Source organism: Halorientalis pallida (assembly GCF_004118325.1).
In the GTDB taxonomy this organism is placed as follows: domain Archaea; phylum Halobacteriota; class Halobacteria; order Halobacteriales; family Haloarculaceae; genus Halorientalis; species Halorientalis pallida.
The window spans coordinates 294424-311387 of sequence record NZ_RDFA01000001.1; the positions used below are offsets into that span (position 1 = coordinate 294424).

The 16964-nt window shown below is 66.7% G+C and carries 17 protein-coding genes and 1 tRNA gene; 14 read left to right on the forward strand and 4 right to left on the reverse strand.

Going from position 1 to position 16964, the window contains the following annotated elements:
- The 4 genes from EAF64_RS21705 to EAF64_RS01645 form a co-directional block, all read left to right on the forward strand.
- Positions 1-117, forward strand: a 117-nt coding sequence (locus EAF64_RS21705; protein ID WP_135811381.1) for an acyl-CoA dehydrogenase family protein, incomplete at its 5' end; no start/stop codon positions are given.
- A 93-nt stretch (positions 118-210) separates the two neighbouring features.
- On the forward strand, positions 211-1365 hold the full coding sequence (locus tag EAF64_RS01635; RefSeq protein WP_129067232.1) for an acyl-CoA dehydrogenase family protein: 1155 nt from the start codon (positions 211-213) through the stop codon (positions 1363-1365).
- Positions 1366-1602: 237 nt separating this feature from the next.
- Positions 1603-2217, forward strand: a complete 615-nt coding sequence (gene cysE / locus EAF64_RS01640) for a serine O-acetyltransferase (protein ID WP_129067233.1) — start codon at positions 1603-1605, stop codon at positions 2215-2217.
- A 37-nt stretch (positions 2218-2254) separates the two neighbouring features.
- Positions 2255-2866, forward strand: a complete 612-nt coding sequence (locus tag EAF64_RS01645; protein WP_129067234.1) for a DNA-3-methyladenine glycosylase family protein — start codon at positions 2255-2257, stop codon at positions 2864-2866.
- Here the strand turns inward: EAF64_RS01645 and EAF64_RS01650 are convergent.
- Entirely contained in the window at positions 2863-3279 is a 417-nt protein-coding gene (locus EAF64_RS01650; protein WP_129067235.1) for a universal stress protein, read from the reverse strand. The genes EAF64_RS01645 and EAF64_RS01650 overlap by 4 nt on opposite strands.
- Positions 3280-3398: 119 nt before the next feature.
- Positions 3399-4757: a putative ATP-dependent zinc protease gene (locus tag EAF64_RS01655; protein ID WP_129067236.1), complete on the reverse strand. Its 1359-nt coding sequence runs from the start codon at positions 4755-4757 to the stop codon at positions 3399-3401.
- A gap of 140 nt (positions 4758-4897) precedes the next feature.
- Here EAF64_RS01655 and EAF64_RS01660 point away from each other — a divergent pair, with 140 nt between their 5' ends.
- Complete coding sequence (locus tag EAF64_RS01660) at positions 4898-5917, forward strand: succinylglutamate desuccinylase/aspartoacylase family protein (RefSeq protein ID WP_129067237.1); 1020 nt, start codon at positions 4898-4900, stop codon at positions 5915-5917.
- 22 nt (positions 5918-5939) lie between these two features.
- On the opposite strand, the gene EAF64_RS01665 is transcribed toward EAF64_RS01660, so the two are convergent.
- On the reverse strand, positions 5940-6587 hold the full coding sequence (locus tag EAF64_RS01665; protein ID WP_129067238.1) for a DUF6517 family protein: 648 nt from the start codon (positions 6585-6587) through the stop codon (positions 5940-5942).
- A gap of 238 nt (positions 6588-6825) precedes the next feature.
- Between EAF64_RS01665 and sdhC the strand changes: the two genes are divergently transcribed.
- The 5 genes from sdhC (at position 6826) to EAF64_RS01690 (ending at position 12101) form a co-directional block, all read left to right on the forward strand.
- Entirely contained in the window at positions 6826-7218 is a 393-nt protein-coding gene (gene sdhC / locus EAF64_RS01670; RefSeq protein WP_129067239.1) for a succinate dehydrogenase, cytochrome b556 subunit, read from the forward strand.
- 2 nt (positions 7219-7220) lie between these two features.
- Positions 7221-7589: a succinate dehydrogenase hydrophobic membrane anchor subunit gene (locus tag EAF64_RS01675; protein WP_129067240.1), complete on the forward strand. Its 369-nt coding sequence runs from the start codon at positions 7221-7223 to the stop codon at positions 7587-7589.
- Positions 7586-8476, forward strand: coding sequence for a succinate dehydrogenase/fumarate reductase iron-sulfur subunit (locus EAF64_RS01680; RefSeq protein WP_129067241.1), 891 nt, complete (start codon positions 7586-7588; stop codon positions 8474-8476). The genes EAF64_RS01675 and EAF64_RS01680 overlap by 4 nt, the downstream gene beginning before the upstream one ends.
- 30 nt (positions 8477-8506) lie before the next feature.
- Positions 8507-10336 carry an FAD-binding protein gene (locus EAF64_RS01685; protein ID WP_129067242.1) on the forward strand — a complete coding sequence of 610 codons (1830 nt, stop codon included), beginning with the start codon at positions 8507-8509 and terminating at the stop codon, positions 10334-10336.
- 247 nt (positions 10337-10583) lie between these two features.
- Entirely contained in the window at positions 10584-12101 is a 1518-nt protein-coding gene (locus EAF64_RS01690) for a BGTF surface domain-containing protein (RefSeq protein WP_129067243.1), read from the forward strand.
- Positions 12102-12104: 3 nt separating this feature from the next.
- On the opposite strand, the gene EAF64_RS01695 is transcribed toward EAF64_RS01690, so the two are convergent.
- On the reverse strand, positions 12105-12785 hold the full coding sequence (locus EAF64_RS01695; protein ID WP_129067244.1) for an SOS response-associated peptidase: 681 nt from the start codon (positions 12783-12785) through the stop codon (positions 12105-12107).
- A gap of 75 nt (positions 12786-12860) precedes the next feature.
- Here EAF64_RS01695 and EAF64_RS01700 point away from each other — a divergent pair, with 75 nt between their 5' ends.
- The 4 genes from EAF64_RS01700 to EAF64_RS01715 all read left to right on the forward strand — a co-directional run bounded on the left by EAF64_RS01700 (position 12861) and on the right by EAF64_RS01715 (position 16924).
- Positions 12861-14177, forward strand: a complete 1317-nt coding sequence (locus EAF64_RS01700; RefSeq protein WP_129067245.1) for a 5'-deoxyadenosine deaminase — start codon at positions 12861-12863, stop codon at positions 14175-14177.
- 111 nt (positions 14178-14288) lie between these two features.
- Positions 14289-14392, forward strand: a tRNA-OTHER gene (locus EAF64_RS01705).
- Between the two features lie 273 nt (positions 14393-14665).
- Entirely contained in the window at positions 14666-15847 is a 1182-nt protein-coding gene (gene glmU / locus EAF64_RS01710) for a bifunctional sugar-1-phosphate nucleotidylyltransferase/acetyltransferase (RefSeq protein WP_129067246.1), read from the forward strand.
- Positions 15848-16072: 225 nt separating this feature from the next.
- On the forward strand, positions 16073-16924 hold the full coding sequence (locus EAF64_RS01715; protein ID WP_129067247.1) for an SDR family oxidoreductase: 852 nt from the start codon (positions 16073-16075) through the stop codon (positions 16922-16924).
- Positions 16925-16964: the final 40 nt, after the last annotated feature.

Consider the following 16964-nt stretch of genomic DNA (forward strand, 5'->3'; position numbering starts at 1 on the left):
GACTTCGACGCCGAGCGGTTCTACCGCGACGCCAAGATCCTCCAGATCTACGAGGGCACCACCGAGATCCAGAAGAACATCATCGGTCGCGAACTCCTCGGTAAAGGCCTCTCGTAAACCGACGGTCACCGATCCGGTTTTTTACTTAACACTGTTAAACGTGCCACGGTTTTATTGTTTGCTGGTAACTACAGGGCGAGCGAAGAGCCCATGGACTTCGAACTTTCCGACGAACTTCGACAGATTCGGGAGGAGGTGCGCCGCTTCGGCGAGAACGAGATCGAGCCGGTGGCCAAAGAGCACGACGATAAGGAGAAGACACCCCACGAGCTGATCGAGAAGGGCGCGGAGATGGGGTTGACTGGCGCCCAGATCCCCGTCGAGTACGGCGGTGCCGGCTACGACGCGCTGGAAGTCGCGATTATCATCGAGGAACTGTACGCCATCGATCCGGGCTGTGCCGGCGCGATCCTCGGGACGGCCTTCGGAAGCGAGGCCATCGTCGGCTTCGGGACGGAAGACCAGAAAGCGGAGTACCTCCCGCCGCTCGCGAAGGGGGAGGCGATCATGGGATCGGCGATCTCCGAACCCGACACGGGGTCGGACGTGTCCTCCATCTCGACGCGCGCCGAGAAGGACGGCGACGAGTGGGTGATCAACGGGAACAAGATGTGGATCACGAACGGCTCCGTCGGCGACTTCTTCGTCGTCCTCTGTCGCACTGACCCCGACGCGGAGGGCCGCTACAACGGCTTCTCCCAGATCGTCGTCGAGTCCGATCGCGACGGCTTCGAGAGCGACAAGATCACCGGGAAGATGGGGATTCGCGCCTCCGACACGGCCGAGTTGATCCTCGACGACGTCAGAGTGCCCGAGGAGAACCTGATCGGCACCGAAGGCATGGGCTTCCTCCAGCAGATGCAGTTTTTCGACGAAACCCGGACCCAGGTCGCGGCCCAGGCAGTCGGGGTCGCGAAGGGCGCCGCCGAGCGCGCCCGCGACTACGCACAGGAGCGCGAGCAGTTCGGCCAGCCCATCTCCGAGTTCCAGGCCATCCAGCACAAACTCGCGGAGATGTTCACCGACACCGAGGCCGCGCGCGGCCTGACCCTGAAGTCGGCCTGGAGCGTCGACAACGCGGACGAGCAGTTGACCACGCTCGCATCGATGGCCAAGGAGTACGCCTCCCGCGTGGCCGTCGACGTGGCCAACGAGGCCGTCCAGATCCACGGCGGTGCCGGCTACGTCGACGACTTCGACGCCGAACGGTTCTACCGCGACGCCAAGATCATGCAGATCTACGAGGGCACCACCGAGATCCAGAAGAACATCATCGCCCGCGAACTCCTCGGCAAGGGGATGTAGACCCCCTCGGAGTGGCCCGTCGGCGGTCGACGTGAGCGGCAGGCCCGTCCCCGCACCCGTTCCGGGCAGCATTTATACGTGGCCGGCGACGAGTTAGCACAACATGCGCGTCCAGCGTTCGCGTGCGGCCGGCTCGCTCGCAACCAGCCTCGCCGACCGGCGCGGCTGTTGCCGGTGCTGATTCCTTTCTCGACCCGCTGGACGCACCGTTAGTCTCCCCCCACATCACACACCACAATGTTCGACCGACTCGACGACATCAGGAAACACGTCACCGAAGACGTCCGCACCGCACTGGCGAAAGACCCAGCGGCCAAGAGCGCGCTGGAGGTCGCGCTGCTGTATCCGGGCCTCCACGCCGTCTGGCTCTACCGCATCGCACACCACCTCTGGACCGGCGACCACCGGCTGGCCGCCCGCGCGCTCTCGGAGGTCGCCCGGTTTCTGACCGGCGTGGAGATCCACCCGGCCGCGACCATCGGCCGGCGGTTGTTCATCGACCACGGCCACGGCGTCGTGATCGGCGAGACCGCCGAGATCGGTGACGACGTACTCGTGTACCACGGGGTGACCCTCGGCGGGGACTCCATGCGCCGGGCCAAGCGCCACCCCACGGTCGAGGACTGTGCGACCCTCGGCGCGAAGGCAACACTGCTGGGGGCGATTACGGTCGGCGAGGGCGCGACCGTCGGTGCCGGCTCGGTCCTCACCGAGGACGTTCCGGCCGGTGCGACGGCGAAGGGCGTGCCCGCCGAGATCACCGAACGCGCCGACGAGCACGGCGATGCGAGCGACGCGCCGGACGCGACGGCCGACGCCGAGTCCGAACCCCACTGGCTGGCCGACTGCTGAGGAAACGTACTTTGCCGCTCGCTCCCTGTCCCGGGACGTGACAGGTCCACACGACGAGTTGGCGACCGACGCGTACATCGGGCCGCTTATCGAGACCCACGGCCGCCTGACCATCGAGCCGGCCGACGACTTCTTCCCGCGCTTCGTCACGTCGATCCTCCGCCAACAGGTGTCGATAGCCTCGGCAGCCGCCACTCGGGAGCGACTGTTCGATGCCGTGGAGGTGACGCCCGCCGGGATTCGGCGGGCCGACGACGAAGTTCTGCGTGACGCCGGCCTCTCCCGTCAGAAGACCCGGTACGTCAACAACGTCGCCTGGGCCTTCGAGCAACGGGGCTGGAGCAAGGTCCAGTTCGAGGGCATGGACGACGACGCAGTACGGGCGGAGCTGACCGACGTGACGGGCGTCGGGACGTGGACCGCGAACATGCAACTCCTGTTCTCGTTGGGTCGTGAGGACGTGTTCCCCGTCGGCGACCTCGGGGTCAGGAAAGGTATGGAGACCCTCTTCGACGGCGACCTCACGCGGGCGGAGATGGTCGAGGCGGCCGAACGCTGGCGCCCCTACCGAAGCCACGCGAGCCTCTATCTGTGGCGTGTCGAGGAGGACATCGCCGAGAGCGTCGCGGAAGTCGTCGGCGAGGACTAAACCGCGAAGACGGGCCGGCTGGCGTCCCGGAGGACACGCTCGACGACGCTGCCGATGTTGCCTTCGGAGTGAGTCTTGCCCTGGAAACCCATCACGATGGCGTCGGCGTCGACCTCGTCGGCGTACTCGATGATCTGCCGGTGTGGCACGCCGTGACAGCTGCGTGTCTCGACCTCGATCCCCTCGTTCTCGGCGCGTTCGATCAGGGTCTTGAGGTAGCCGTGGCCGGTGTCCTCGATCTCGTCGATCACCAGTTCCGTGCTGCTCAGTCCGGGTTCCCCGTAGAGGCGAGTGTCGACGACGAAGATCGAGTACAGCGTCGCATCGAACCGCTCGGCGAGTTCGAGTCCGTGTTCGGTCGCCCGGTTTGCCCCGTCGCTGCCGTCGATCGGAACCAGAATGGTGTCGTACATATCGGTCCTGGGGACGCCACCGGCATAGTTAGAGAGTGGCTGTCCGGGAGGGGGCTGCGGTACGCCCGGGTTCACACAGGTGCGTCGCGGCCGCCCATCGGTAGGATCGGCTTACCGGCTCACTCCTCGGTGTCTTCCTCTTCCTCGGTGTCAACCTCGGTCGCGGCGCGGTCGGCGCGTCGGGTCACGTCGACGTGGTAGTGTTCGAGAATGTCCCGGCCCAGCAAGAGGGGGTAGTCCATGTGACTCCGGTCCTCGACGCTGGCGGTGACGGTGTGCTGGCTGCCGCCGATGCCGACCACGAGGTCGACGACGGGGCGGGAGCGGCCCTGCTTGACGCTGCCCGACCGGATCTTCACGATGTCCTTGATCGGCCCGGTGCCGATGTCGGCGGCCAGCGACGCGTCGATGCTGGTCCGGGTCGCGCCCGTGTCGGACTTGGCGTAGACGGTCTCGGTCCCACGGGTCCCCCGGACGACGACTTCCTCGGTGTAGCCGATCACGACCGGATCGGTCGGATCGTCCGTGTCGACTTCCGGCATGCAGTCCGGCCGGGAGTCGTCGAGTGTCGCCGCCAGGTCCGCGACCGTCCCGTCGTCGACGGTCCCGCCGGCCCGTTCGATGGCGAGTTTGGCGATGTACGGAGCAGGGCTGATTCCGGTCGCGCCGTAGAGGCCCTTGAATCCCGCGGTGGGGTTGACCTCCAGCACGTACCAGCCCTCCTCGCCCTCGATCACGTCGACGCCAGCGTAGTCGAGCCCGACGGCCCCGGTCGCCTCGCGGGCGATGGTGGCGACCCCGTCGGGAAGGTCGTCGGTCACGTCGGCGGTTTCACCGCCCAGTGCGACGTTCGCGCGCCACTCCTCGCCCTGTGCGGTGCGGGACATCGCGGCGATCACGTCGTCGTCGACGACGTAGACCCGGAGGTCGCTGTGGCGGCCGTCGCCGGGGGAGAGAAACTCCTGGAGGAACGCCTGCCGGGGGCCGACCTGCGCGTTGACGCTGTTGCCGGCGTCGACTTTCCAGGCGCCACCGCCGTGGGTGCCGATAGCGGTCTTGTAGACGGCGGTGTCGCCGAAGTGTCCGCGGTCGGCGTCGAGTCGGTCGGTCGCCAGCGCCAGCAGGGCGTCGGGGACCGGCACACCCGCCTCGGCGAGCGCGGTGGCGGTGGCGAACTTGTACGTCGCGGTCAGGGTCGGCCCGGGCGGATTGAGCATCGGCCGCAGGTTGGCGATGGTAGCGGCGAGTCCGAGTCCCTCCGCGGGCTGTTCCTGTTTCGAGAGCAGGAGGCGGTTGACGATCACGTCGGCGTCCGGTTCGAGGGTCGCTCGGCCCTCGCGGACGTCGACGGCGGTGTTCTCGGCACGGAACCACTCGGCCTCGTACCCCAGCGCGGTAACGGCGTTACAGATGGCCTTCGACTCCTTGCTGGTGTGGAGACTGAGGACGCCGATAGTCGGGTCCGTCGCGTCGGTCATGTGTGAGGAAACACCCGCCCGACCGTATGTGTGCTGATCGGTCGGCGTGACTCGGCGGGCCCGACGAATGCCCGCTGCGGCGGGTTTCCGGACTCGAACCGTGTGAACGGTTTTTGTACTTGCCTGCCTCACAGGTAGCCATGGCCGAGGGGGTCTTCACGTACAGCGGCGGCCGGGTCGAGCCGGGCGAGACCGACGACATCCGCTTCCCGGTCAGCGAGACGTATCTCGGTGACCCGATCCGCATCCCGGTGACGATCATCAACGGGGCGAAACCGGGCCCGACCGTCTTCCTCAGCGCGGCGGTCCACGGCGACGAACTCAACGGGATCGAGGTGGTCCGCGAGGTGGCCCAGGAGTGGGACCACGACGGCCTCGAAGGGACCCTCGTCTGTCTCCCCGTCCTCAACGTCCCGGGGTTCATGGCCCAGCAGCGCTACCTCCCGATCTACGACCGTGACCTCAACCGCTCGTTTCCGGGCGCGGAGGACAGCACCAGCGCCCGCCGGATGGCCGCCCGCATCTTCTCGGAGTTCGTCGAACCCTGCGACCTGGGGATCGACTTCCACACCTCGACACGGGGCCGAACCAACATGCTCCACGTCCGGGCCGACACCGACGACCCGCAGGTCGCGCGCCTCGCGAAGGCGTTCGCTTCACACGTGATCATCTCCAGCCAGGGGCCGAGCGGGTCGCTCCGGCGAGAGGCGACCGACGCGGGCGTCCCGACGATCACCGTCGAGATGGGCGAGGCCCACCGGTTCCAGCGGGACCTGATCGACCACGCGATCGACGGCGTCGTGAGCGTGCTCGCCGAGTACGGCCTCCGCCCCACCGACGCCGTCCGCTGGCCGGGCTGGCGGACCACCGTGGGCGACACCGACGAGAAGACGTGGTTGCGGGCCAACGCCGGCGGCGTCGTCGAGATGCACCACACACAGGGGGCACTGGTCCACGAGGGCGGCCGCATCTGTACCATCACGAACCCGTTCAAGGCAGCCTCGGAGACGGTGCGTGCGCCGTTCGACGGCGTCATCGTCGGCGTCCTCGAAAACCCGCTCGTGTACCCGGGCAACCCGCTCTGTCACCTCGTCAGGGTCGACACCGACACGCTCCGGGCCGTCGAACAGGAGCAGTCCGGACCGACGGCGTCGAGGTGAGTGGCGTTCGTCGAGCGCCCGATCAGCTCTCGGTCTCGTGTTCGAGGCCGTTCAACAGGGTGACGACGCGGTCCTCTTCGCCGGCGGCCATCTCGGGGTAGATGGCGACGACGCCGATGTAGTCGCTCCCGTGCTTGAACTTGCCGGCGTGGATGACCACGTCTACCTCCTGTCCGGCGAGGGTCGCGGTCCCGTCGAACTGTTCGATCGAGCGGTCGGCGCCCAGCACCGAGACGTTCTGACTCCCGGTCTGGTTTCCGACGGAGATCCCCTGGTAGTTGGTGTTGAAATTAGTGAGTATCTCCCTCTCGGACATATCGCCGATGGGGTTGAGCGTGTCGCCCGTCGGCAACTTTATCTGTGGGCTGGAGAAGGCGACGACTGCCGCGGCTCGCTGTTCGCCGATGCGTTCGAGCCCCACCTGCCGTTCGTACTGAGCGAGATGGTTGGTCACGACGACTTCGCGGGTCTGACCCGCCGCCTCGAACTCCCGCTCGACCACCTGTTGGCTCACGTTGGCCTCCTCGTAGCCGGTATCGTCGAGCGCCTCGTCGGAGGCCGTCGCCTGCGAGGCCGAGAACTCCAGTGCCTCGGTTCCCAGCAGGAAGCCACATCCCGCCATCGTCATGAGTCCCGCGACGGCCACTGCTGCCAGTATTCGTCTTCGCATGGTGTCCCAGTCGGTTTATGCAGATGTGGGCCGCCAATATGCGTTTCGGCCGGACGGTGGAGTGCGGTGTGTGAGAACCTCGCAGCGATCCCCGGACGGAGGTGGACGGACGGGGGCGAACACGTCGTCGAACCGGACAGTCGGAACCGAACGTGAGCGGGTCGTCGGGGGCTGAAAAGTGGGATCCGGAGGCGAGGTAGAAACTACTATACACCCCCAGCACTACGCCTCGAACGTTATGAGTCAGTCGTACGACCGGGGCACCATCGAGGACTTCGGCCGGTGGAAGGAGTTCTCGGCCGGCATGTGGGCCTGGATCTTCCACAAGTTCTCCGGCTGGGTGCTGATCGGGTACCTGTTTACGCACATCGCGGTGTTGAGCACTGCGACACAGAGTCCGGAACTGTACACGGGGACGATCCGCAGTCTGGAATCGCTCGCCATCGTCCGCGTGCTCGAAGTCGGCCTGCTCGCGGTCGCCGTGTTCCACATCCTCAACGGCGTCCGCTTGCTGTTCGTAGACCTCGGTGTCGGACTGGAGGCACAGGACAAGAGTTTCTACGCATCGCTCGTGGTCTCGGCAGCGATCGTGATCGCGAGCGTGCCGACCTTCCTCGCGGGGGCGTTCTAACGATGGCCGAACACTACTCTTCGTTCGAGTACAAGGGGACGCGGTGGTTCCTCCAGCGGATCACCGCCGTGTTCCTGATCGGCGTACTCGCGTTTCATTTCATGCTGTTGCACTTCGTCAACCACGCCGCCGAAGTTACATTCCTGGGGACCCAAGCCCGGATGCAACAGGTCGGCTACTTCGGCACGATGGTCGCGTTCCTCGTGACCGCGACCTTCCACGGCGTCAACGGCGTCTACAACGCCCTGATCAACCAGGGCCTCACCGGCACGCGCAAGACCACCGTCAAGTGGGTTCTGGTCGTCGCCAGCGGCGTGCTGATCGCCCAGGGCATCCGGACCGCACTCTACATGGCAGGGATCATCGCATGAGCACTGAAGTCAAAGAGAAAGAGACCGAACAGACCGAGACCGAATCCGTCGAGTCGTCCCACCAGTCGCGGCGCATGGAGCAAAAGCGCCAGCGAGCGTCACAGCGGGACCTCGAAGAGGAAGCCCGCGAGGAGATCGACGACGCAGACGAGACCATCGAGATCAAAGTCTTCCGCTTCGACCCCGAGGTCGCCGGCAAGGAAGAACCGCGCTTCGACACCTTCCACGTTCCCTTCTTCAAGGGGATGACGGTGCTCGACGCGCTGATCTACGCCCGCGACCACTACGACTCCTCGCTCACCTTCCGGCACTCCTGCCGGCAGGCGATCTGTGGGTCGGACGCACTGTTCGTCAACGGGACCCAGTGCCTGGGCTGTAAGACTCAGATCGCGGACCTCGAGGGCCACCTCAACTCGACGATCCGGATCGAACCGCTACCCCATCAGGAGGTCGTCAAGGACCTGGTCGTGGATATGGAGCACTTCTACGACCAGATGGAGGCCGTCGAGCCGTTCTTCGACGCCGACGAACTCCCCGACGGCGAACTCGAAGAACAGCGCCAGGACCGCGAGAACCGCGAGAAGATCAAGATGTCCACACGCTGTATCTGGTGTGGCGCGTGCATGTCCTCGTGTAACATCGCGGCCGGCGACAACGAGTACCTCGGTCCGGCGGCCATCAACAAGGCCTACCGGTTCGCGATGGACGAGCGGGAGGGCGAGAATCGCAAACAACAGCGGCTGAACATCATCGAGCAGGAACACGGCGTCTGGCGCTGTCAGACTCAGTTCTCCTGTACCGAGGTGTGTCCGAAGGACATTCCGCTGACCGAACATATTCAGGAACTGAAACGCGAAGCGGTGAAGAACAACTTGAAGTTCTGGTAATCCCTAGCGAACACATCGACATTTAAAACCATGTACGAACACGACGTTCTGGTCATCGGCGGCGGCGGAGCCGGATTGCGCGCGGCGATCGCGGCTCACGAGGAAGGTGCCGACGTGGCCATCGTGACGAAGCTCCATCCCGTCCGGAGTCACACTGGCGCGGCGGAGGGCGGTATCAACGCCGCGCTCCGGGACGCCGACTCCTGGGAGGATCACGCCTACGACACGATGAAGGGGTCGGACTTCCTCGGTGACGCGCCGGCCATCGAAACCTTCGCGAAGAACGCCCCCGACGAGGTCATCAACCTCGAACACTGGGGGATGCCGTTCTCCCGCGAGGAGGACGGCCGTGTCTCCCAGCGTCCCTTCGGCGGCCTCTCGTTCCCGCGGACGACCTACGCGGGCGCGGAGACCGGGCACCACATGCTCCACACGATGTACGAGCAGGTGGTCAAGCGAGGTATCGAGGTGTACGACGAGTGGTACGTGAGCCGGCTGGCCGTGACCGACCACGACGACCCCGAAGACCGTGTCTGTCACGGCTGTGTCGCCTACGACATCAAGTCCGGCGAGATCGGAGGCTTCCGGGCGACCGGCGGCGTCATCCTGGCCACGGGCGGCCTCGGGCAGGCCTTCGATCACACCACCAACGCGGTCGCCAACACCGGCGACGGCCCGGCGATGGCCTACCGCGCCGGCGTCCCGGTCGAGGACATGGAGATGATTCAGTTCCACCCGACTACGCTCCCCTCGACTGGCGTCCTCATCTCCGAGGGTGTCCGTGGCGAAGGTGGCATCCTCTACAACGACGAGGGCGAGCGGTTCATGTTCGAGGACGGGTACGCCAACAACGAGGGCGAACTCGCCTCCCGTGACGTGGTCTCCCGCGCCGAACTGACCGAGGTCAACGAGGGCAACGGCATCGAGGACGAGTACGTCCACCTCGACATGCGCCACCTCGGCGAGGAACGTATCCTCGACCGCCTGGAGAACATCCTGCACCTCGCGGAGGACTTCGAGGGTGTCGACGGCCTCGAAGAGCCGATGCCGGTCAAGCCCGGCCAGCACTACGCGATGGGCGGCATCGAGGTCGACGAGAACGGCGAGACGTGTATCAACGGCCTCTACGCCGCCGGCGAGTGTGCCTGTGTCAGCATGCACGGCGCGAACCGCCTCGGCGGCAACGCCCTGCCGGAACTGCTCGTCTTCGGCGCGCGTGCTGGCTACCACGCCGGCGGCCGCGACCTGGGCGAAGCCCGGATCGACACGGGCCCCTCGGCCATGAGCGAGGAGGAAGACGTCCAGACGCCGGTCTCCCCCGGTGCCATCGACGCCGGCGACGAAGACATCGCCGCGGACGGCGCGCTCGTGGAACCGTCCGAGGTCATCGACCACCACGTGACCGCCGAGGAACGGCGGGTCGACGAGTTGCTCGAGAAAGAGGACGGCGTCAACCACGCCGAGGTCCGGGCCGACGTGCAGGAGACGATGACCCAGAACGTCAACGTCTTCCGGGAAGAAGACAACCTCAAGGAGGCTCTCGAGGACCTCCGCGTCGCCCGAGAGCGCTACCAGGACGTGTTCGTCCGTGACCCGTCGCGGACCTTCAACACCGACCTGATCCACACCATCGAGACGCGTAACATCATCGACGTGGCCGAGGCCATCACGCTCGGTGCCCTGGCACGGGAGGAGTTCCGCGGTGCCCACTGGCGGAAGGAACACCAGGAACGCAAGGACGACGAGTGGATCAAACACACGATGCTCGCCTGGAACGACGGCAACCCCACGATCTACTACAAACCCGTCGAACTCGAAGGCGAGGACAAGACCTACGAGCCGAAGGAACGCTCGTACTGAGCCCAGCCGTCTTTTTTCGGGCCACCTGCCTATCGACCGCGTATCGATCTCACATAGCTCGCGCCAGTCACCCGTTTCAGGGTGGACGTACCCCCTGCTGCAGAGACAGGCACAGCGTACGAACTGTCTGAGCGATGGCTGGGTCGAAGTCGGGGGTCGGTAAGTCGCCGACTTCGGCGTGCCGACGGATGCCGGTGGCGTAGAATTCGACGTGTAACAATGAGCGGGCGAAGGTGAGCCATAGTGCATGCACTCACTGGCGTTCCAGAACGCCGGTCCGAGCACAGTCTCCCGGCAGGCGGTCGTCTTCGGCGTGGTCGTCCTGATCGCAGTCGCCGCCCTCCCGGCGACGGGCGTGACTGTGGCGGCCACGTCGGGGACCGAATCCACTGCCGAAGCGCCGGTGGACCAGAGCGAAACCGACGGTGGCTCGACCGGCGATACTATCGAGATCGACGTGAGCGTGCCCGACGGTGCCTCCGGACGGCTGTATCTCGGCTCTGAAGAGAAAGCGTACCTCACGAGCGTCGCGTTCACCGACGGCGGCGACGGTGACGTGACGCTCTCGTGGAACACGTTTCTCGCCGGCGGGCACCTCGGAAACGAGACCCGCGCGTGGTCGGCCGACAGCGGTCGTGTCACAGACGTCACACGCTACACGGCACCCCTCTCGGATCCGCTGGAGCCGGCAATCTACGATGCGAACCTGACCGTCCGTGGCTCCGAGCGGGTCGTCACACCGATCGCGCTCCGGCCGGCATCAGTAGACAACCTCACAGTCGCCGTCGCTCCGGCGAGTGACTTCGGTGACGACCCGGCCGATCTGTCGTCGAGCCGAACCGGGCGCATGGCCGTCGGCGACACGCTCGTCGCGACGATCGATACCAGCGGGGTACTCGGGATGCTGTCGGCCCAGCCTGGGGACACCCCGACGGCCCGGTTCCGATCGCTGGTGACTGGACGGAACGCGTCACTGGAAATCCGACCCGGGCGGACCGACGCCGACCTCGCGCTCGACCGGAGTTTCGAGAACGACGCCTTCGACGTCGCCGCCGACGCGAGCACCGGTCGGCTGACCGTCGCGATGGACACGTCGGCGCTCCGGTACGAGGGCAACGCCAACCGGCTGGAAGCCGGGGAGAGCTACACCGTCGTCTTCGTGATCGAATCCGAGAGCGGCCTGACCATCGAGGAAGCCGCACTGGCGGACGAGATCCGCGTCGTCGACCGGAGCGCGACCTTCGAGACCGGGGCCAACGGCACGCTGCGACTGCCGTCGAGCCCCGACGCGGGACTGTCCGGGAGCACCACGCTGGCACCGCGGACGGAACTCGAAGTCGAGGCGCGGGCGGCTGGAACCTTCCTGCAGCGCAACGAGACGAGCGTCAGCGAGAATGGAACCTTCACCACGAGCCTCGACCTGTCGGCCGTCGATCCGGGGACCGCGTTCACCGCGAGCATCGACGGTCTGGACGCGGAGATCCCGGGCGTCGTCACCAACGCGTCCGGGCGCGACGCCGACACCGAACGCGCGAACACGACGGTCCAGCCCAACGAAACGGAGACGGCCGAACCGAGATCGACGGCGGGGGTCGACGGTCTGAACGCGGCCGGCCAGCAGGGATCGTCCACCGTCGAGCCCGCCGAGACGACCCGGGCCGCGGTGACGACCGAGGAGTCTGGGCCTGGATTCGGCGCGGTAGCAGCGCTCTGGGCGCTCGTCGCGGGAACGGCAGTGCTGCTGGTCCGCTGGCGAACCGCCTGATCCTCACTCGGCGAACTCACCCAGACCCGACTGTTCGGACTCGTCGGGTTCGACGATCGACGGCGAGTCGTTGCTGGGGTCGTTGACCGTCGTCGAGATTGGGTACGCGTCGAGGTCGTCGCCGGGATACGGGCGGCAGAGAGCCTCGCGCTCGTCGGGGCCAGCAGTCAGCCAGGTCTCCTCCTCGTCGCGGGGCAGGATCACGGGCATCCGGTGGTGGATGGGTTCCACCACGTCGTTCGGTTCGGTCGTGAGCACCGTGACCGTATCGAGCGTCCCGTCGTCGGTCTCGCGGCGCTCCCAGAGACCGGCCATGGCGAAGGCGACGGTCCCCTCCACGTGGAACCGGTAGGGCTGTTTCGGGCCGCGCTCGACGGGTTTCCAGTCGTAGAATCCCGAGGAGAGGACGAGACACGGGCGGGACTCCCAGGCGGCCTCGAAGGCGGGTTTCTCGGCGGCCGTCTCCGAACGGGCGTTGATGAACCCCTCGTCGCCGGCTTCGGCCCACTCCGGCAGGAGGCCCCAGCGAGCGCGGTCGATCCGGTCGGTCGCCTCGTTCGTCACGACCTCGACGGGTTCGGACGGTGCGATGTTGTACCGCGGTCGGTAGTCGTCGGGGACGGTCACGTCGAATCGCTCGCGGAGTTCAGCCGCCGGCGCGAACAGGGAGGTGCGGCCACACATAGATCGACTGTGGGCCGGCGAACGGTTGGATCTGTCGGGAGCTTTTTCTCCCGGACTGCCGAACGTGTGGGCGAGATGTTACTGGCCGGGGCGGTCGTCGCGGACGCCGAGACGGTCGTCGAGAACGGGGCGGTCGTCGTCGCGGACGACCGGATCGAAGCCGTTGGGCCGGCCAGCGACCTCCGGGAGCGCTACCCCGACCACGAGCGCCGCGAGTACGACGTCCTCGCGCCGGGACTGGTCGGTGGGCACGTCCACTCTGTCCAGTCGCTGGGTCGTGGCATCGCCGACGACACGTCCCTGCTGGAGTGGCTCACCGGTCACGTCCTCCCGATGGAGGCGGCCCTATCGGCCGACGGCATGCGGCTCGCGGCAGAGGTGGGCTATCTGGAGGCCATCGAGTCCGGGACGACGACCGTCGTCGACCACCTGTCGGTCCACCACGCCGAAGCGGCCTTCGAGGCCGCCCGCGACCTCGGCATCCGCGCCCGGATGGGGAAGGTGCTGATGGACCGGGACGCGCCCGCCGGACTGCAGGAGACCGCCGACGAGGCGCTGGCCGAGAGCGAGCGGCTGATCGAGCGCCACCACGACACCTGCGGCGGACGCATCCAGTACGCCGTCACGCCGCGGTTCGCGATCAGTTGCACCGAAGCCTGCCTGCGTGGCGCGCGCGAACTGGCCGACGCGTACGAGGGGGTCCGACTCCACACCCACGCCAGCGAGAACCGGAGCGAGATCGAACGGATCGAGCGCGAGACCGGCATGCGAAACGTCGAGTGGCTGCACGAGGTGGGGCTGACCGGCGACGACGTGGTGCTGGCCCACTGTGTCTGGACCGACGAGCGCGAACGGGAGCTCCTGGCCGAAACCGACACCCACGTGACGCACTGTCCGTCCGCGAACATGAAACTCGCCTCCGGCGTGGCGCCGGTCGCGGACTACCTCGACCGCGGGATTACGGTCGCGCTGGGCAACGACGGCCCACCCTGCAACAACACGCTCGACCCGTTCACGGAGATGCGCCAGGCCAGCCTGCTGGGGAAAGTGGACGCGCTCGATCCGACGACCCTGCCCGCCCGGACGGTGTTCGAGATGGCAACCGAGAACGGCGCGCGAGCGGCGGGGTTCGACCGGGTCGGCCGGCTCCGCGAGGGCTGGCGGGCCGACGTGGTCGGTCTCCGGACCGATCGGATGCGGGCGGTGCCGATCCACGACGTCTACTCCCACCTCGTCTTCTCGGCGCACGGCGACGACGTGGCGTTCACGATGGTCGACGGCGACGTACTGTACGAGGAGGGCCACCACGTCGGGGTCGACGCCGCGGCCGTCCGGGACCGGGCTCGCGAGTACGACCTGGGTCTCGACGGAGGCGGGCCCGGTGGGCGATAGGTGGGCGGACGACCGGGGCCTGGAACCTGTGCTCGATCCGGGGCGAACACCCGGTCGATTTCGGGGGCACCGTAGGGTTCATACCGCTCGGAAACCAATTAATTAGCGCTTGGAAGGGTGGCTCAGTGGTAGAGCGCCGATGGTTGGAATGCCAGAAACCCGGCTATCGGTCAACCCGCAATGGGCTTCGCGTGGTTCAAATCCCGCCCCTTCCGTTCAGCGATTCTTTCCGGGGAGGCGTGCCGACGCCGAGCCGTCGCTGAATCGCTGAGCGGCGTCGGGGATCTGAGTCCCGGAAGTCACAGCCCGCGCAGGAGCGTCTGCATCTAGTTCGAATCTCGCCCCTTCCGTTCACCCCGGACGATTCTCGTGAGCCGCGCCAGCGCCGAGCGCTGCGTCCGGTCGTGGCGAGTGCAAACATAAGAATGCGCGTCCTACGGTGACGAACAGCCGGTAGGGCTATGTGGGAGCCAGCGGCAGGGCCGAACATGCAGGCTGTGATCCTCGCCGCGGGAGAGGGGACGCGGATGCGTCCGCTGACGGCGTCGCTGCCGAAACCGATGTTGCCGGTAGCCGACCGACCGCTCTCGGCCCACACCGCCGACGCGGCCGTGGAAGCCGGCGTCGACGAACTCGTCTTCGTCGTCGGCTACGAGCAGGCGACCGTCCGCGACCACTTCGGCGAGCGTTACCGGGGCGTGCCGGTCTCCTACGCCGTCCAGGACGAACAGCTCGGGACGGCCCACGCGGTGAAAGCTGCCGAGAACCACATCGACGGGGCCTTCGCCGTCTTGAACGGCGACGACCTCTACGATCCGGCCGCGCTCTCGGCCCTTCTCTCGGGCGGGCCGGCCGTCGGCACGTACGCCGTCGACGACCCGACCCCCTACGGCGTGTTCGACGTGCAGGACGGCACCGTCACGGACATCGTGGAGAAACCCGACGATCCGCCCTCGAACCGGGTCAACGTCGGTGCGTACGTCTTCCCCGCCGAGGCACGAAACTGGCTCGACGTGCCGATGAGTGAACGCGGCGAACACGAGATCACGGACGTGCTGGAACGAGTGATCGGCGAGTTCGACGTGCGGACGGTCGACGTCGAACGCTGGCTCGGCGTCGGCCGGCCGTGGGAACTGCTCGAAGCCAACGAGTGGAAACTCGGCGATCTCGAACCCGCAGTCAGGGGTGACGTGAGCGAGGACGCCGACCTCCGGGGGCCGGTCGTCGTCGAGGCGGGCGCGACCGTCGAACCGGGCGTCGTGATCGAGGGCCCCGCACTGCTCCGTAGCGGCGCGGACGTGGGGCCCAACGCGTACGTTCGGGGCTCGACACTGCTCTGTGCGGACGTCCACGTCGGCAACGGCGTCGAGATCAAAAACAGCGTGATCATGCAGGGGACGAACGTGCCCCACCTGTCCTACGTCGGCGACAGCGTCCTCGGGCGGAACGTGAACTTCGGGGCGGGGACCCAGGTGGCGAACCTCCGACACGACGACGAGCACGTGAAACTGACGGTCAAGGGCGAGCGGGTCTCGACCGGTCGCCGGAAGTTCGGCGTCGTGGCCGGCGACGGCGCGAAGACCGGCATCAACACGAGCCTGAACCCCGGGCTGACCCTCTCGCCCGGTGCGACGACCGAGCCTGGCGAGTCGGTCACGCGGGATCGCTGACTCAGGGCACCAGTCCGCTCGCGAGTGCGACGGTGAGGGCGGCGACCGCGAGGCTCACGACCCAGACGACCAGACGCTTTGCGTTGGCGACGACGGCCGATGGCATGACCGGCTGTTAGGGGGGCCCGGACTTAATTTCACACCGTTCGGTCGCGGTCCACCGCTTCCCGTACCGACTGCGGTTGCAGGAGTTATATGAGGTATGGCAGAGTGGAACAGTCACGGATGATCGAGACACCAGACCTGAGCGGTCAGACCGCGTTCATCACCGGAACCACCCGCGGCATCGGCAAGGCGCTCGCGCTCGAACTCGCCGAGGCCGGCTGTAACGTCGTCTCGACGGGCAAGACCGTCGACGACACCGACACCGACCTGGAGGGGACGATCCACAAGACGGCCGAGGAGTGCGCCGAGAAGGGCGTCGACACGCACGCCATCCAGCTCAACGTCCGGGACGAGGACGCCGTCGAGGCCGCTGTCGAGGAGGCCATCGACGAGATGGGCGAGATCAACATCGTGATCAACAACGCCAGTGCGATCCAGATGGCCAACGTCGAGCAGATGCCGGGCAACCGCTACGACCTCATGAACGAGGTCAACGTCCGGGGCACCTATCTGGTCTCCCGCGCGTTCATCGACCACCTCAAGGACACCGAGGAGGACGCGTGGCTCCTGACGAACGCGCCGCCGGTCGAGATCGACCGTTCCCCGGGCAAGGCCGCCTACTCGTGGTCGAAGATGGGGATGTCGTTCATTACGCTCTCGCTGGCACAGGAACTGGGCGGTTACGACATCGGCTGTAACTCCTTCTGGCCGGTGACCGCCATCGACACGCGAGCGACCCGCTACTTCGGCATGGGCACCGAGGACGACTGGCGGACCCCCCAGATCGTCGCCGACACCGTCATGGAGATCCTCTCTCGGGACCCCGCCGAGTTCACCGGCAACGCGGTCTACGACGAGGAACTGCTCGCCGAGGCCGGCGTCACCGACTTCAGCGAGTACAACCTCACCGAGGGCGACCCGGCCCCGATGTCTGCCCAGATGTTCGATCCCGAATACGAGCGCTCCATCTGAGTCCACTCGGGCCCACAGTCCGGTGCTGTCGGGCCTCGAC